This window comes from Liquorilactobacillus cacaonum DSM 21116 (genome assembly GCF_001436735.1).
Lineage (GTDB): Bacteria > Bacillota > Bacilli > Lactobacillales > Lactobacillaceae > Liquorilactobacillus > Liquorilactobacillus cacaonum.
On sequence record NZ_AYZE01000014.1, the window covers coordinates 294804 to 311415 of the forward strand.

18 protein-coding genes are annotated in these 16612 nt (G+C 33.3%); 15 read left to right on the top strand and 3 right to left on the bottom strand.

All coding sequences use genetic code 11. The features are described from left to right. Positions 1-168: 168 nt before the first annotated feature. From FC80_RS05295 to FC80_RS05345, 11 genes are all read left to right on the top strand, one after another. The gene (locus tag FC80_RS05295) at positions 169-1494 is read left to right on the top strand and encodes a bifunctional folylpolyglutamate synthase/dihydrofolate synthase (RefSeq protein WP_057829092.1); all 1326 of its coding nucleotides are present in this window, start codon (positions 169-171) and stop codon (positions 1492-1494) included. Continuing rightward, positions 1495-2148: an HAD family hydrolase gene (locus FC80_RS05300; RefSeq protein ID WP_057829093.1), complete on the top strand. Its 654-nt coding sequence runs from the start codon at positions 1495-1497 to the stop codon at positions 2146-2148. 47 nt (positions 2149-2195) lie between these two features. Beyond that, positions 2196-2867 carry a JAB domain-containing protein gene (locus FC80_RS05305; RefSeq protein ID WP_057829094.1) on the top strand — a complete coding sequence of 224 codons (672 nt, stop codon included), beginning with the start codon at positions 2196-2198 and terminating at the stop codon, positions 2865-2867. 82 nt (positions 2868-2949) lie between these two features. Next, a complete protein-coding gene (locus FC80_RS05310) occupies positions 2950-3156 on the top strand; it encodes a cold-shock protein (protein ID WP_057829095.1) in 207 nt (68 codons plus the stop codon). 177 nt (positions 3157-3333) lie between these two features. Next, positions 3334-4338, top strand: a complete 1005-nt coding sequence (locus tag FC80_RS05315) for a rod shape-determining protein (protein WP_057829096.1) — start codon at positions 3334-3336, stop codon at positions 4336-4338. Positions 4339-4434: 96 nt separating this feature from the next. After that, positions 4435-5283 (top strand): rod shape-determining protein MreC, encoded by an 849-nt coding sequence (gene mreC, locus FC80_RS05320; RefSeq protein WP_057829097.1) that lies wholly within the window; start codon positions 4435-4437, stop codon positions 5281-5283. Between the two features lie 11 nt (positions 5284-5294). Then, a complete protein-coding gene (gene mreD / locus FC80_RS05325; protein ID WP_057829098.1) occupies positions 5295-5810 on the top strand; it encodes a rod shape-determining protein MreD in 516 nt (171 codons plus the stop codon). Positions 5811-5823: 13 nt separating this feature from the next. After that, positions 5824-6501, top strand: a complete 678-nt coding sequence (locus FC80_RS05330) for a septum site-determining protein MinC (protein ID WP_057829099.1) — start codon at positions 5824-5826, stop codon at positions 6499-6501. A gap of 2 nt (positions 6502-6503) precedes the next feature. Beyond that, positions 6504-7310: a septum site-determining protein MinD gene (minD, locus tag FC80_RS05335; RefSeq protein ID WP_057829100.1), complete on the top strand. Its 807-nt coding sequence runs from the start codon at positions 6504-6506 to the stop codon at positions 7308-7310. Between the two features lie 132 nt (positions 7311-7442). Continuing rightward, positions 7443-8894, top strand: coding sequence for a cardiolipin synthase (gene cls, locus FC80_RS05340; RefSeq protein ID WP_057829101.1), 1452 nt, complete (start codon positions 7443-7445; stop codon positions 8892-8894). A gap of 129 nt (positions 8895-9023) precedes the next feature. Continuing rightward, positions 9024-9959 (top strand): alpha/beta hydrolase, encoded by a 936-nt coding sequence (locus tag FC80_RS05345; protein WP_057829102.1) that lies wholly within the window; start codon positions 9024-9026, stop codon positions 9957-9959. A gap of 28 nt (positions 9960-9987) precedes the next feature. On the opposite strand, the gene FC80_RS05350 is transcribed toward FC80_RS05345, so the two are convergent. Beyond that, positions 9988-10902 carry a hypothetical protein gene (locus tag FC80_RS05350; protein WP_057829103.1) on the bottom strand — a complete coding sequence of 305 codons (915 nt, stop codon included), beginning with the start codon at positions 10900-10902 and terminating at the stop codon, positions 9988-9990. Between the two features lie 115 nt (positions 10903-11017). Between FC80_RS05350 and FC80_RS05355 the strand changes: the two genes are divergently transcribed. Continuing rightward, positions 11018-11380 (top strand): iron-sulfur cluster biosynthesis family protein, encoded by a 363-nt coding sequence (locus FC80_RS05355; RefSeq protein ID WP_057829104.1) that lies wholly within the window; start codon positions 11018-11020, stop codon positions 11378-11380. 65 nt (positions 11381-11445) lie between these two features. Here the strand turns inward: FC80_RS05355 and FC80_RS05360 are convergent, their stop codons facing one another. Further along, positions 11446-12879, bottom strand: a complete 1434-nt coding sequence (locus FC80_RS05360; RefSeq protein ID WP_057829105.1) for a C69 family dipeptidase — start codon at positions 12877-12879, stop codon at positions 11446-11448. A 285-nt stretch (positions 12880-13164) separates the two neighbouring features. Here FC80_RS05360 and FC80_RS05365 point away from each other — a divergent pair, with 285 nt between their 5' ends. Beyond that, on the top strand, positions 13165-13380 hold the full coding sequence (locus tag FC80_RS05365; protein ID WP_268872128.1) for a 2-hydroxymuconate tautomerase: 216 nt from the start codon (positions 13165-13167) through the stop codon (positions 13378-13380). 88 nt (positions 13381-13468) lie between these two features. Continuing rightward, complete coding sequence (gene lysA, locus FC80_RS05370; protein ID WP_057829349.1) at positions 13469-14773, top strand: diaminopimelate decarboxylase; 1305 nt, start codon at positions 13469-13471, stop codon at positions 14771-14773. 137 nt (positions 14774-14910) lie between these two features. Here the strand turns inward: lysA and FC80_RS05375 are convergent, their stop codons facing one another. Further along, on the bottom strand, positions 14911-15723 hold the full coding sequence (locus FC80_RS05375; protein WP_057829106.1) for a Cof-type HAD-IIB family hydrolase: 813 nt from the start codon (positions 15721-15723) through the stop codon (positions 14911-14913). Positions 15724-15845: 122 nt separating this feature from the next. Here FC80_RS05375 and FC80_RS05380 point away from each other — a divergent pair, with 122 nt between their 5' ends. Beyond that, complete coding sequence (locus FC80_RS05380) at positions 15846-16601, top strand: alpha/beta fold hydrolase (protein WP_057829107.1); 756 nt, start codon at positions 15846-15848, stop codon at positions 16599-16601. Positions 16602-16612 lie beyond the last annotated feature (11 nt).

Below are 16612 nucleotides of genomic sequence, written 5' to 3' on the forward strand. Positions count from 1 at the left end.
AGCAGATAATGATTAAAATTTTTGTTAGTATTGAAAACAAACTAGAAATAATGAGGTAGTGACAGGTGATTAAAACAGTATTATTTTTGAAGAATTGGTATAAAAGTTGTTTGTTCTGTTTAGTAATTTAATGTACAATTAGTTGGAGAACAAGAAGGGTTGAAAACAATGGTATTTGATGACTATGAGCAAGCACTTTCTTTTATTCATGGACGAACAAAGTTTAAGAAGATTCCAACTCTGGATAGAATGAAGTTGTTTCTGCAACGCTTAGGTAATCCTGAATCAAGTGTGGAAACAATTCATGTAACAGGAACAAATGGCAAGGGATCAACTGTTGCCTTTTTAAGAGAACTAGTGGAGAGTCAAGGGTTAAAAGTTGGAACATTTACTTCACCATTTATTGTTAGATTTAATGAACGAATACAGATTAATAAGCAAATGATCCCTAATGATAGACTTGTAAAGTTGGTAAACTATATTTTACCGGTCGTTGCTGCGCTAGATGAGGAGCTGTCTGGAAAAGGTGGTGGCCCTACTGAATTTGAAATAGTTACTGCATTAATGTTTTTGTATTTTTATCAAGAAAAGGTTGACATTGCAATTATTGAAGTCGGCATAGGTGGGACATTTGATTCAACTAATGTAATTGTTAAGCCGCTTGTGTCAGTGATAACGACAATAGCGCATGATCATGCCAAGCTTCTTGGCAGTTCTTTAGGGCAAATAGCTGGACATAAGGCTGGAATAATCAAAAAAGGTCAACCGGTTGTGGTTGGAAATATTCCTGAAGAGGCTCTAGATGTAATTTCAAAAAAAGCAGAATTGGAAAGTTCAAAATTATATATATCGGGGAAAGATTATTTCTATAAGGAGTCGTCAAAAAAAATCTTGTGGGGCGAAATTATTGATTATCAGGGCTTTAATTTGAAAATTAATAATTTACAGATATCTTTGATGGGAGAATTTCAGCGGGAAAATGCAGCGGTGGCACTTAGTGCTTTTTTAATTACTGCAAGAAAAAAACACTGGCATATAAATTCTAAAGAGATTCGGTTAGCGATAAAGAAGGCAAATTGGCCAGGAAGATTTGAACCAGTGAGTGAAAATCCTTTGGTTGTCCTTGACGGTGCTCATAACGTTGCTGCTATTAACATGATTACAAAAACTATCAAGAAAAGGTTCAATCACCAACATATTTACATAATTGCTGCAATTTTAGCAGACAAACAGCCACGAGAAATGTTTTTTCAATTAAATTGCCTTCCCAATACAACAATATACGCAACAACATTTTTAGGCCCACGCCCAGTGGCCAAGGTTGGAGAGATTACTGAAAAAGATGAGGGAATTTTATTTGCTGAAAATTGGCAAAAAGCATTAGTTGAAATTGTTGCACAAATGTCAGAAGAGGATCTGATTTTAATTACAGGATCTTTATATTTTATTTCTGAAGTACGACATTACTTTTTAGACAATGTGGGAGATGTATAGATGGACCTAAAATTAGTGATTTTTGATATGGATGGGTTAGTGGTGGATTCTGAAAAAATTTACTTTGAAGCAAATCAAAGAGCTGCAAGAAAATTGGGTATGACATACTCAATGGACTATTATCGCCGGTTTATTGGTGCTGGTAACGATAAGATGTTTGCTGAAATGAGTAAGGATTATGATAGTGAAGACCTGATTTCCAAATTTTTTGAATTGAGTAAAAAACAAGTTTTTAAAGTTATTGAAGATAACGGGTTGCCTCTAAAAAAAGGTTTTATAGAATTGGCAAAATATCTGCAAGAATCAAAAGTTCCTAGCATTTTAGCCTCTAGCAATGATCGTGATGCAATCAATTTCTTTTTAGAAACAGCCAAAATAGGCAAATATTTTTCTGAAATTGTTTCCGCAAATGATGTAGAAAAAGCAAAACCAGAGCCGGATATCTTTGAACGTGCCTGGCAAATTTCTGGTGAAAATAACAAAGAAGAGGCATTGGTTTTAGAAGATTCATATAATGGTATATATGCTGCTAATAATGCTAATATTCCAGTAATAATGATTCCGGATTTAGTTCAACCTAATAAAGAAATTGAAGAAAAGACCCAAGCTGTTTTTGAAAATCTTTATCAGGTTAAAAATTTTTTGCAAAAATAAGTTGAATTCCTTTCGTTCACGTAGTTAATTACGAAAGGGGTTTTTTAATGTTAACTAGTGGATACAATGTGGAAGAAATCAAACAAAGATTAGCTGTACATAAAGGTGATAGCTTAAGTCAAAAGGAGCTCTTTTTTCTGTTTGTATATGGCTTTTTAGGCAAAAAGAAAGCAGAACAGGCAGTTGCCAGATTTTTTTTACAATATACTGATTTGCGCCAATTAAAAGAACTTTCGGAAGTTGAATTGTTAGATATTTTAGAAGATGAACACAGTGTCATAATGTTTAAGGCGCTGTGTGAGCTATCTGAAAGGCTCAACAAGCGCCCACGATTTACATTAGGAAAAATATATACGAGTCAAGAAATTGGTGAAACAATGTCTTTGGAGCTTGGAATGCATTTGCAGGAAATATTGACTGTAATTTTATTAGATACAAAGAACCAAATTATTGCAAAAAAAAATATTTTTAAGGGTACTTTGGATACAGCAACTGTTCATCCACGTGAAATATTTCGATTTGCTTTGCAATATTCTGCGGCAAGAATAATGATTGTACATAATCACCCAAGTGGAGATACTACTCCTTCAAAAAATGATTTACAATTGACTAAAAGAATTGAGGAGTGTGGTAATTTGGTTGGAATTGGATTACTTGATCATATAATTGTTGGATCAGAAAGTTATTTAAGTATGCGAGAAGAAAAGATTCTTTCTTAAAGATAGTCTTTGAATTCCTTGTTCATGATGCATGAATATGCTAAACTTTTTATTAGCTTAATTAGAAGAAGGATGTGTTTTGATGCTTACAGGTACAGTTCATTTTTTTGAGAAGGATGAGGGTTATGGATTTATTACACCAGATGACGATAAGCAAGATGTTTTTGTACATTTTTCTGCGATAAAGACAGAAGGATATAAAACATTAACTGAAGGACAAAGGGTGGAATTTGTTGTCGCTATTGGTAAACGTGGACCACAAGCTGTTAATGTTCATTTGTTACAATAAGATAGTATAAAGAATGATTAAGAATAGTGATAATTCAAGACTTTTATTTTTTTGTTGAGTATGCTATACGAGTAAGCAATTTTTAGTAAACGTCATCTGATTATTATGATATAATTAAGATAATATTGATAAAGTGCGTTATTTTATAATGAGGCAATGTGAAGGGATGAATTTATAGTGTTCGGAATCGGGACGAAGAATATTGGAATAGATTTAGGAACGGCTAATACGATTGTGTATGCCGAAGGTAAAGGTATTGTATTACGTGAGCCTTCAGTTGTGGCTAAGAATACAAAAACTGGTGAGGTTGTTTCAGTTGGTTCTGAAGCACGTGATATGATTGGACGTACACCAGCGAGCATTGTGGCTATTCGCCCAATGAAAGACGGTGTAATCGCTGATTATGATACAACGGTTGCAATGATGAAATATTATATTCAAAAAGCTTTAGGTCATAAAACTGGTAAACCTTATGTGATGGTTTGTGTTCCTAGTGGAGTAACTGAAGTTGAAAAAAGAGCAGTAATTGATGCGACAAGAGTAGCTGGTGCACGCGATGCCTATGTTATTGAAGAACCATTTGCTGCAGCAATTGGGGCCGGTTTACCAGTTATGGATCCAACGGGTAGTATGGTTGTTGATATTGGTGGTGGTACAACTGATGTGGCAACGATTTCGTTGGGTGGAATTGTTTCGAGTCGTTCTATCAGAATGGCTGGAGACAAGATAGATGAATCAATAATTTATTATGTTCGTCAGCATCATAATTTATTGATTGGAGAAAGAACTGCCGAACAATTAAAAATGGATGTTGCATCAGCATCTATTGAGGCTGCTAAAGAATTAGATAGTCAAACAATCCGTGGGCGTGATTTATTAAGTGGATTACCAAAAACTATCGATATTGAGGCTGTTGATGTTGCTCAAGCAATTCAAGAAGTTGTTCAAGAAATTATTTCAGCTATTAAAGAAACTCTTGAGGAAACATCACCTGAAATTGCTGCAGATGTTATTGATCATGGCATTGTTTTGACAGGCGGTGGTGCTCAATTACGTCATTTGCCAGAAGTTATTGCAGATGCCACAAAGGTCCCAGTGTTTATTGCGTCAGAACCATTGGACTGTGTAGCAATTGGAACTGGTGAATCACTTAAAAGTATTGAGATAATGAAAAAAAGATAATAAGGACAGCTGAAGCGTGTCACATTAGGAGGTTGGGGGAATTTTATCCAACCTCTTAATTTTTGAATATGTCTTTGAGTTTAAGTGGAGGAAATTATGCAAAGATTTTTTTTCAATAAAAGACTTATCATTGTACTTGTTACATTGATTATTGGTTTTGTATTAGTTGCTCTATCAATTACAGTTAGAAACAATAGGTCGACTCCCCCCATTATTCAGCAATTTGGAAATGATGCTGCAGGATTAGTAGATAGGGTTGTCAGCTATCCAGTTAGTGCTGTTGGGAATGTTGGAAGTTCTGTTGGGAATTTACTTAATACTTATCAAGAAAATCAGAAGTTAAAAAAACAAGTTGACAGTCTTGCATCAGAAAAAGTTTCAAATCAAGCTATTAAGAAAGAAAATATTGCTTTAAAAAAGCAATTGAAGTTAAATAAAACACTGACTGATTATAATTCAGTTACAGCATATGTTTTAGCAAGAACTCCTTCTTCTTGGCAAAATCAGTTGATTATAAGTAAAGGTTCATTAGCAGGTGTTAAAAAAAATGAAGCTGTACTTTCAGATAAAGGTTTGATTGGTAGAGTTACAGAAGTGAATAAAACTAATAGTAAAATTGAATTAATTAGTACGGAAAATGATAGTGCAAACAGGTTTGCAACAACTATTTTGACAAGCGATGGATCTGTTAATGGATTGATTACAAGTTATAATTCAAATACAAATAGATTGATAATGGGGCAAATCGATTCTCAAAAGACGATGAAAAAAGGAGATAGAGTGATAACTTCTGGTATGGGTGGAAATTCACCACAAGGCATTTACGTTGGAACTGTCACAAAAATTGAAAAAGATGACTATGGACTAGCTTCAAAAGTTGAGATAAAGCCTGCAGCAGATTTAACAAATCTTAATATAGTAACTGTTGCAGAGAGAACGAATTAGAAGGTGTTTTGATGAGAATTTCTAAAATACGTTATTATTATCCCATAGGTTTATTTGTTGCCTTTTTTTTAGATGGTTCGTTAAGTGAAAAATTTGCGGGGAGTTTTTTTACAAATACTATGTCCATTGAAAGTCGACTTTTTCTTCTATGGATTGTAATGGGAGTTTTTTTTGCAAAAGTTGAGCACCCTTATTTTTGGGCGTTTACGATTGGCCTTATGTTTGACCTATTTTATACCGGTGTCATTGGTCCATTTTTTATGTTGATTCCACTTATACTTTATTTAACCAAAATGATGTATAGTTTTTTTACACCTTCCTTTATTGTGGTACTATTAATATATCTAATAGATATTGCACTTCTAACATTGCTATTTTATTGGATTAATGTGCTGATTGGATTTACAAGTCTTTCACTAACAAATTTTATCAGCGGTACACTTGGACCCACTCTAGCTTATAATCTGGCAGCTTTTGTAATTTTGTATCTGCCAATAAAAAGTTTGATGGAGGGTTCCTCGAGATAAGGGGTGGCATTATATGCAAAATGTTGTTTTAAAAGGTCATAAAGGTGGATATACAATATCGATACGTGCAAATTCAAAATTTGAAGACGTTCTTACAGAGTTAGTAGCGCTTTTTTCTGAATTGCAAAACGATAAAAAAAATGATGCAATACAGCCTATTTCTTTTAATATTAATACAGGTAAAAGACTTTTAAGTGCTGATGAAAAAAAGAAAATAGAGGATATTGTCAGTGATTATCCGCTATTTTCGATACATAAGGTTACTTCTGATGTTATGTTGATTCAAGATGCTATTGAAATGGTTGAAAGTAAAACTGTTCATCTTAGCGCGAATACAGTTCGTAATGGACAGGTTGAATATATTAAGGGCGATGCTTTATTTATTGGTAATTTGCACAAAGGTGGTATTTTGAAAGCCAGTGGAAATATTTTTTTACTTGGAAAATGTGAAGGAATAGTCCATGCAGGCTATCTAACTGATGCGCAAGCAATTATTGTAGGTAATGTATCAAAAGCACAGCAAGTTAGAATCGCTGATGTAGTAGACATTATTTCGGAAAACCAGGAAGTAATATCAAAAGATGAAGAAACTGTAGTTTATGTGAATGATTTGCATGTTTTGGACTACACAAAGCGGGAACAAATAAAAAAAATTAGGCCAAAATTATTTGCGCATATGGGAGGTTACTAAAGATGGGCAAGGCAATTGTAGTTACTTCTGGAAAAGGCGGAGTTGGGAAAACAACTACTTCTGCAAATTTAGGGACTGCACTCGCACTCTCTGATAAAAAAGTTTGTTTGCTTGATTTGGATATTGGATTAAGAAATTTAGATGTCATTCTTGGATTAGATAATCGAATTATTTATGATATCGTGGATGTAGCAAAGGGAAGAGCTAAGCTTCATCAAGCTTTGATAAAGGATAAGAGATTTGAAGACAAACTTTTTTTATTGCCAGCTGCACAAAATGCTGATAAATCAGCATTAGAACCTGGTGAAGTTAAGGAAATAGTCGATGAATTAAAGCCGGATTTTGATTTTGTAATAATTGATTGTCCTGCTGGAATTGAACAGGGTTTTTTAAATGCAATTGCGGGTGCAGACCAAGCAATTGTTGTCTCAACACCTGAAATTTCAGCTGTAAGAGATGCAGATAGGGTGATTGGCTTGCTTGAAAAAGCTGGTTTAGAGGAAGCACCGCAATTAATTATAAATAGAATTAGGACACATATGATGAATGATGGACAAGTTATGGATATTGATGAAATAACACATCATTTATCTATTAATTTGTTAGGAATAGTGTTCGACGATGATAAAGTTATCAGCACTTCAAATAAGGGAGAACCTATTGTTTTGGATGAAACAAATCCAGCAGCCAAGGGCTATCGCAATATTGCTAGAAGGTTGCAAGGAGAAACAGTACCTCTTATGGATATTAAAGAAGTTGAAAAAAAGGGATTCTTTACGAATATATTTTCTTGGTTAAGAAAAAAATAAAGAGTTGATTTTGTTTCTAGTTATTGGTTGTATTAGGTTATATAAAATGACAAATGGTTTAATACAGTGTACACTCGTGTTTAGATATTTAATTTTTGATATTTTAGCAAAAATTGGAGAAGAGGAAACTAATTGTCTATAACACTAATGATTATTGAAAGTATTTTTATTTTGAACTTGGTTTTTGCAGTTTTCACGGTCTTTAGGGAGAAACGTGAAATTTCTGCGACGTGGGCGTGGCTATTAGTGTTGCTTTTATTGCCAATAATCGGGTTTATTTTGTATCTCTTTATTGGGAAAAAACTGTCTAGAAATAAAATTGATGATATTCGAACACAAAAGCAAATTGGGATTGATCAATTAGTTGATTTACAAAAGGAACAATGGAATGAAGAAGAGTTATTACCGGCGGATGCAATAACTGATACTGCTCGTGAGATGGTCCATCTTTTTTTAGAGACTGATAATGCGGTTTTGACCAAGCACAATAAAGTCGAATTGTTGACTGATGGTAAAGAAAAATTTAAAAGATTATTTGCTGATATTGAAAGAGCCATTAATCATGTGCATGTTGAATATTATACTTTTTATGATGATGAAATAGGAAATAAATTATTGCATTTACTTGAAAAAAAGGCAGCAGAAGGTGTTCAGGTAAGAGTTATTTATGATAGTTTTGGTTCACATGGGACAACAAAGAAATTTTTTGCACGATTGGAAGAATTAGGTGGACATGCAGAAGCATTTTTTGGTTCTGGACGAAGTTTTTCAAGTTTTCGTTTGAATTATCGAAATCACCGTAAATTGGTGATTATTGATGGAAAAATTGGATATATTGGTGGATTTAATGTTGGTGACCAATATTTAGGCAAGAGCAAAAAATTTGGTTATTGGAGAGATACTCATATTCGAGTACAAGGAAATGCCACGGATTCTATGCAATCTAGGTTTTTTATGGATTGGAATGCAACTGCACCAAAACAAGATCGTATTGAATATCAAGAAAGTTATTTTCCTTTAGTGAAACGTCAAGGAAAAACAAGCATTCAGATTGTATCGAGTGGGCCAGATAATGACATTGAAAAGATAAAATTAGGTTACATTAAAATGATTAACAATGCTACGGATTATATTATGATACAAACTCCGTATCTCATTCCTGACGATCCTATCTTAGAAGCACTTTCGCTTGCCGCATTTTCAGGAATCAAAGTAAAAATAATGATTCCTTCAATGCCTGATCATCCATTTGTGTATCGAGCTACACAATATTATGCACAGTCGCTTATTGCGAATGGTGTTGAAATATACCAATATGATAATGGATTCTTGCACTCTAAAACTTTAGTTGTTGATGACAAAATTTCTTCTGTAGGTTCTGCCAATATGGATTATCGAAGTTTTAAGCTGAATTTTGAAGTAAATGCTTTTTTATATGACCAAGAAATTAGTGAGCAATTAAGTGATATTTTTAAAAAGGATATTGAAAAATCAACAAAACTAACAATTGAAGATTTTAAAAAACAGTCGTTGTGGCTTAAATTTAAACAATATTTCTCACGATTATTGTCACCAATTTTATGAAAATTAATTATTTTGAGTAGAGATGTATGAATTTGATTTAAAAAAATTGAACATACAAAAGGGCCTGATCAAAATTATATTGAACGGGCCCTTTTTTTGGGATAGATTAAGTGTTGGATGGAGAATAATATGAATAAGAAAAAAATTTTTTTGATAGTATTTAGTGTTTTAATTGTTATATTGATTGGTGTTATAGGTGGAGCAAGCGCATATCTTTATAATTTTGCCTTTGAGCCACAAAAGCCGTTAAATTCAACTGTGCCAGCTAAAAAAGAACACAGACAGGCAATTGACAAGAAATGGTTGAGCAATGTAAAACAAGAAAATTGGAGCGAAATATCTGCGGGACAGAATTTGAAACTTCATGCTGCCTATATTTCTGCGAAGTATCCAACTAATAAAACAATAATTATTGCTCACGGATATCAAGAAAATCATAAGGATATGGCCAGTTATATTCGGATGTTCCATGAACTTGGCTATAATGTGTTGGCACCTGATGATCGTGGGGCTGGACAAAGTCAGGGAAAATATATTGGATTTGGCTGGCCAGATAGATTAGATTACGTTAAATGGATTAAGCAGGTAGTTGCTAGAAATGGTAATCAATCTGAAATAGGACTTTTTGGTGTTAGCATGGGTGGTGCTACTGTTATGATGGTAAGTGGCGAAAAATTACCTAAACAAGTCAAGGCGATTGTTGAGGATTCTGGGTATTCAAGTATCGAAGGTGAATTGACACATGAATTAAAGACTTTATTTAATCTTCCAAAGGAACCACTGATTACCACTGCAGCTTGGTATACAGATATAAAGGCTGGTTTTAATTTTAAAGATGGAAATTCACTGAAACAATTGCGCAAGAATAAACTCCCAATGTATTTCATTCATGGAGGTGCAGACACGTTTGTACCAACAAAGATGGTTTATCAAAATTATAAAGCCACAAAAGGAACTAAAAAGCTATGGGTTGTTCCTAAGGCAGGACACGCAATGGCTTATTATGAACATCCAATTGAATACCAAAATAGAGTTAGCAAGTTTTTTTCCGAATATTTAAAATAACAGTCGATTAATGTTGTTAGCAAAACTACTAAATAAAAGTAATTGTTTGGATTTCTAAGTCTTTTTTTAATTGTATAATTTGATGATTATTAATTGGAGTAATCAGAGATTTGAAATTAAAGGGTATTTCTATGGTGCTAATATTTTGGAGTAAAGGATCAATATAATAATCTGTATATACTAGAGTGGGAACAATTTTTTTCTTTGTTTCCACTTGTTTGATGACTTGTGTTTTTTGCGGATTAGTATACGCCAAAGTTAAGTCTATTTTTGGATAGAAAAAAAGTAGTAAGTTAGCAAAGTCTTCTTGCCATAAAATATCAATACCATTTTGTCTAGCAATTTCATTGTATCTAAACAAACGTGTAGGATTTAGAGGAGAAAAAAGAACTTTCGCATCACTAGAATTTGCTTCTAAGAGAAATTCAGTAAAAGCTTTTTGAATACTATTTTCATTAGGCACAGATAATTTTTCATTTGAATTCATACTTTTATCGAAGTAAATATTATCAAGGTCTGAGTTCCTAATTATTTTTTTCCAATTTTTAATTCGTTTTTTATGAGCACCATTTTCTGTATAAGAATGGCAGTAAAAAATAGACTTGTCTATTTTATTTGAATACGCAATTACAGCCATTGAGCCAAACAAGGAGTCATCATTTTTGTAAATTGTTACTTTCGTATCAACAATGGTTTGTGGATATTCACCAGGGATTATTTTTGAATGTAGTTCAAATTTATTAAGAAAACCGAACTTGATAAGTTTTTGAACTAGTGAATAAAGCTCTTGTGACATATAAAAATGAGTTTTGCCATTATTATTTTTTAATGCGCTAATATTTTCTTTGCTGAAATGCGTGATAAGGATATGCTGCGAACATATTTCTTGACGTACATCAAATTGAATATCGCCAAAAATAAGTTCTTGAATATTGTCTTGCATAATTAAGTACTCCTTAAATTATATGATTACTAACTTTTTAGAAACAAATACATTGAGTCTTTAGATATATCGTGTACAATTACATTGTAAGTAAATATTGAATGGAGGTTATGAGATGTATTTAAATGTTACTCCAATGGCACAAGAAAAATTACAAAGTAAAATTGGTAATGCAAATGTTAAAATATTGCTTGATTTTGATGACGGTGTAGGCGCCTTTTCTCGAGTTGGTGTTTGTTCTTTGGACTCTGTATTTAGAATTCTTTTAGTTGATCCAGATGTTGATTCGCATGATTATGACGAGAAACTTGAAACTAATATGGGCCCTTTTTTGTATAAGGGCTATAGTAAAATTTATATGGATGAAAAAATGACACTTGAACTAAACGATAAGACCCAAATGTTGCGGTTAAAAGGTTCTAACGCAGGTGAGCTGACAGCTGCAGTCAATGTTGAACATCTTGAAGTCAATGTCTAAAAAAATGGAAATATTTATAATAATTTAGAGAAAACCAGGCCAATTTTAAATATTGACCTGTTTTTTTATAGATTAGCATCTGTTTTGAAATTCAGAGGTGAAAATGCAGTTGCCTCTGTAATTAATTGGGCGGTTAAATCTTCAACTTGCTTGATAGCATAAAGTGAATTATCAATAGAAGCGGCAGTAATGAAGTCACGAACATTTTCTTGAACTTCTTTTGCTAGTACCTGGTTGTCAATTTTTTTAACTCGATTGTTTAGTTCGATTCTTACTTCTTTTTGCATTGCTTTTAATTTCTCACCAAATTGTAGGTAATTGCTATCTACTAAAACACCTAATAATTTATATTTCCAGTAGGCAGATTTAAAACTGTAAGTATCAGTGCCAATCTTATATGATTCTGGTGTATCACAGATTGAAGAGTAGAAAGGTACGAAGACACTCTGTGCTGTTACACCCATTGAAAGCCATTGGATACCTGCAATTTCACTCGGAAAGTTAGGTCGAATTTGTAGAATATGGGACTCTTGTGTTTTGGCAAGGCTAATTGGTCGAAATTTATGTTTTAAATTTTCTGGACCTTGGCCAATTGGATCATAATCCGTTCCTTGAAAGTGTGAAGCTAAGATAAATTCAACATCTTCGCGACTAATTTTCTGACTAGCCTTACGAATAAAAGGTAGTTCTTGACTCATCGGGTCTTGGTGAATTTCAGGATTTAAATATTTTTGTCCATACCAAACGCGAGGTGTACTATAAATTGAATCACTTAAATCTTGTGTTCCAAATATTTTACGAAAGTTGAATCCATTATGATCAACATTTAGATGATTCTGTGAGACAAAATTTTCAATATTGGGTGAAAACATAAAATTTACTGCGTCTGTAAAATCAATTTCTTGAATGGCTAATTGATTAGCAACAACTGCATAAGAATCATCTGGAATTCTTTGCGCTACCCAATGATGACCAGTTGCAATTTCCATATACCAACATTCCTTTTGATCTGCGAACAAAATACCATTGGACTCACTTGCACCTTTTTGAGAGATGATATTTCCTAGGTAGGCAACACCTTCTCGGGCAGAATGAATATAGGGAAGTGTCACAGTTACCATTGCTTCTTCACCAATTCCACTTGAAACTAGCGGATCAACCCCAAGTACTCGTTCATTAGCATATGCACTTTCGGTTGCACTCATAGCTACTCCATACTCGTTGAATCCGTCTTCGGCAAAAACACCATATTTGTTTGTCCACTCGGGAGTTGCTGTGTAACGAGCACTATTTTGAGGAAGCTTCATCGTAAATCCATTATCTAGTGAAGTGAAAATTTGTTCAGTATCATTTTGTTTACTGTTATATACAAAAAAATGTTTTGGCCATGCAGTTTTTGCATCTTCATTTCGAGCAATCATTATTGAACCATCAATACTTGCTTTTTTACCAACTAGGACACTTGTACAGGCTGAAAAACTTTGTTCTTTAAAAGCCAATTTATTTCCTCTTTCTATTTCAAAATTATTTTATTAAATTAATTCTAGCATAGCATTACTTTATGGTGTAAAGAAAATGCAAGTTTTACTCGATGGTTTGCTAAATAAAAATTAAATTAATAATAATATTTATTTATGAAGAGAATATACTTAGTCGTAAAAATAAGTTAAAAACGATAAGAAGTTAAACAATTAATAAAGATTGAAAGAAATCTTTATTTTAGATAGCATTTTTAGGATTTTTAATTGCTTTCTAATATTATTTCTGTTTTAATAAAGATAGTAATTAATGACTTACGGAAAAGAGGAGAAAAGATGCCAATTGTACATATTGACTTGATTGAAGGGCGTACACAAGATCAACTTAAACACCTCGTGGAAGATGTAACTAAAGCTGTCAGTAAAAATACTGGGGCACCAGCTGAACATGTCCACGTTATTCTTAGTGAGATGCAAAAAAACCGTTATAGTGTAGGCGGAGTTCTCAAGAGTGATGAATAATTAGGTATATGTGTATGGCTGGGATATAATTCCCAGCTTTTTTGTTTTAAATTAAGATGATTTTTATGAAAAGAGAGGATGTTTGAAGTTGGCAAATTTATCAGATGAAGTCGTAACAAATGAAGCAGGGCATTTAACAATCGGCGGGGTTGATGCATTAAAACTCATAGCTAAATATGGGTCACCATTGATAGTTTACGATGTAACAAAAATAAAAAATCAGATAAATCACTTCAAACAGGCTTTTATAGAAGCTGGTGTCCCTTATCGTGTTACTTATGCAAGTAAAGCATTTTCAGCTGTCGCAATGTATCAACTAATTACAAATGAGGGGTTAGGATGTGATGTTGTTTCTGGTGGAGAGTTAGTTGCTGCTTTAAAAGGTGGTATGCCAGCAGAAAGAATTGAATTTCACGGAAACAATAAATTGCCTATAGAACTCGAGATGGCTGTTGATGCAAAAATTGGCTGTATTGTTGTTGATAATTTTCAAGAAATAGCATATCTAGACAAAATATTGAAAGAAAAAAATACAAAAATAGCAGTAGTCTTACGTGTCGCGCCAGGTATTGAGGCTGAAACTCATAAATATATCTCAACTGGACAGGAAAATTCAAAATTTGGTTTTGATGTACATAGTGGGCAAGCAAAGAAAGCCTTAAAAATGCTTTTAGATAATCCTCGTATGAATGTTGTAGGTGTCCATTGTCATATCGGTTCTCAAATTTTTGCGGCTAAGGGTTTTGTAATGGCCGTAGATAAGATGGTTTCCCTTCTAAAAGAGTGGAATGATGAATTTGATTTTTCAGCTAAGTTACTAAATCTTGGCGGTGGTTTTGGGGCACGCTATGTTGACAGTGACGAACCGCTTCCAGCAGAAGATTTTGTTGAACAAATAATTGCAGAAGTCAAAAAGAAGATTACGGAAGCTAATCTTGTTTTTCCAGAAATATGGATTGAACCCGGTCGTTCCCTTGCTGCAGAAGCAGGATCTACATTGTATACAGTAGGTTCGAGAAAAGATGTTGAAGGTGTTTGTCATTTTGTTGCTGTTGATGGGGGAATGGGGGACAATATACGACCAGCACTTTATCAAGCAAAGTATGATGCAATTTTAGCTAATAAACCAAATGCTCTAAAGGAGCAAATTGTTACAGTCGTTGGTAAATATTGTGAATCTGGAGATATTTTAGTTAAAGATGCACTACTACCAATAACTCATTCTGGAGATATCTTAGCAATTCCATCAACTGGTGCATACGGATATACAATGGCTAGTAATTATAATAGAAATCCAAGACCAGCTGTTGTTTTTTGTGAAAATGGTGAGGATAAATTAGTTATCAGAAGAGAGACTTATGAGGATTTGTTGAGTTACGATATAGGGCTTTAATATAATTCGTTTTTTAATTGACAGATTTTATAATTAATTTGAATGGATAGTTATAAAGTGTTTATATATTTTTATAAATAAAGGATTAGGTCAGTAAGTTAATTGACCTAATCCTTTATTAAGTATTTCCAGTTTTATTATTGAGCTAATCCTAAATATTTTTCAAGATAGATTGCAAGACCATCTTTAGTGTTATCTAAGTTAGTTATATCATTACTAATTTTTTTGAGAGTTTCTGTCCCATTTTTCATGACAACGCCCCAACCTGCATAGTCAATCATTTCATAATCATTATGCTCGTCACCAAAAGCAATAATATTTTTGCGATCAATTTTGAAATCATTAGCCAAAAGGCGAACACCTTTTTCTTTTGTAATTCCCTTTGGAGCTAATTCCAAAATAGGATTCTTACCACCCCATACCCCAATCTCGATATAATCACCATAGTTTTCTTTTAAAGCAGTAATAATTTTTTCCTTTGATTTTTCTTCGACGAGAAGAGTAATTGATGCTGGGTCATCAACAAGGTTATGTTCGTTCAAGACTTGACTTTTGGCGAGTGCTGTAGGAAAAAAACCATCAATTAAAGAATTAACACTATCAGCAAGCATCATTGATTTTGCTTCTGCGGCAATTAATTTAATTCCTAAAGTATCTTTATTTTTTAGTAAGTCAAAAGCAATTTCGCGTGAAAAAGTATCTTGATATTCATTTTGCCAGTGTCTGTATGGTATATGACCAAGTGCACCGTTAAAATTAATCATAGGGGTTTTTAAATTTAACTCATCATAATAATTTTTTGAGATACGAAAAGGTCGACCAGTGACTATTGAGACAATATGTCCCTCCTGGCTAGCACGTTGAAGAACATCTTTTGTTTTTTTGCTAATAAGTGAATCTGCGTTCAAAGTTGTACCATCTAAATCTAATGCAATTAATTTTTGTTCCAAAGAAAACACCTCATTTTTAAAACTCGTAGAATTTAAGATACCATAAAAGCATTATTTTTACTAGAGTTTGGTACATATATCGGTGTATAATTACTACATAATTATATGGAGGCGATAGCAAAATGATGATTGTTGAATCAAAAAGCATCAAAAATATTCCTGTTTTAGAGGTAGTTTTAGCTGACAGGAAGGATGAAAGTCTACCGCTAGTAATTTTTTATCATGGTTGGACTGGGTGCAAGGAACGTGTTTTAACTCAAGGCTATGAAATTGCAAAAAAAGGCTTTCGAGTTGTGTTGCCTGATGCAATTTACCATGGAGATAGAGCAACAGATGGTCCTGCTGAAAAGCATCAATTACAGTTCTGGCAAATAATTGCGAATTCAGTAAAGGAATTTCCAGATATAATAAAATTTTACAAAGATGAATATGGTATTAAAGAAGATAAAATTGGCGTTAGTGGTTTATCAATGGGTGGAATAACAACATGTGCTTTATTGAGTATTTATTCTGAGATAACGGCAGCAGTTTGCTTAATGGGCTCACCACGACCTGTAGAGTTTGCACGGACTTTGCTAGATAAAATACCGGGAGTACAAGATATAGATCCAGCCTATGTTGAAAAAGAATTAGAACAGCTGTCGATAATTGATTTATCAAGAAATCCACAGAAGATAGCTGGAAGACCAGTTCATTTTTGGCATGCGACAGCTGACAGAATGGTTCCATACAAACCTACAAAGGAATTTTATGATCGTATAAAAGATCACTCTTATGCTGATAAGGTTTCATTTACAACGACGCAAGGTGGCGGACACAAGGTATCGCAAGAAACAACTGTGGAAATGGCAGAAAAATTTTACACTTATTTTAGATAGTTTAGAGGGGG

Bases quoted from the DNA above. Each gene is read 5' to 3' on its own strand.
- FC80_RS05295 (WP_057829092.1), top strand. From the start codon at position 169: ATGGTATTTGATGACTATGAGCAAGCACTTTCTTTTATTCATGGACGA.
- FC80_RS05300 (WP_057829093.1), top strand. From the start codon at position 1,495: ATGGACCTAAAATTAGTGATTTTTGATATGGATGGGTTAGTGGTGGAT.
- FC80_RS05305 (WP_057829094.1), top strand. From the start codon at position 2,196: ATGTTAACTAGTGGATACAATGTGGAAGAAATCAAACAAAGATTAGCT.
- FC80_RS05310 (WP_057829095.1), top strand. From the start codon at position 2,950: ATGCTTACAGGTACAGTTCATTTTTTTGAGAAGGATGAGGGTTATGGA.
- mreC (WP_057829097.1), top strand. From the start codon at position 4,435: ATGCAAAGATTTTTTTTCAATAAAAGACTTATCATTGTACTTGTTACA.
- mreD (WP_057829098.1), top strand. From the start codon at position 5,295: ATGAGAATTTCTAAAATACGTTATTATTATCCCATAGGTTTATTTGTT.
- FC80_RS05330 (WP_057829099.1), top strand. From the start codon at position 5,824: ATGCAAAATGTTGTTTTAAAAGGTCATAAAGGTGGATATACAATATCG.
- minD (WP_057829100.1), top strand. From the start codon at position 6,504: ATGGGCAAGGCAATTGTAGTTACTTCTGGAAAAGGCGGAGTTGGGAAA.
- FC80_RS05345 (WP_057829102.1), top strand. From the start codon at position 9,024: ATGAATAAGAAAAAAATTTTTTTGATAGTATTTAGTGTTTTAATTGTT.
- FC80_RS05350 (WP_057829103.1), bottom strand. From the start codon at position 10,902: ATGCAAGACAATATTCAAGAACTTATTTTTGGCGATATTCAATTTGAT.
- FC80_RS05355 (WP_057829104.1), top strand. From the start codon at position 11,018: ATGTATTTAAATGTTACTCCAATGGCACAAGAAAAATTACAAAGTAAA.
- FC80_RS05380 (WP_057829107.1), top strand. From the start codon at position 15,846: ATGATGATTGTTGAATCAAAAAGCATCAAAAATATTCCTGTTTTAGAG.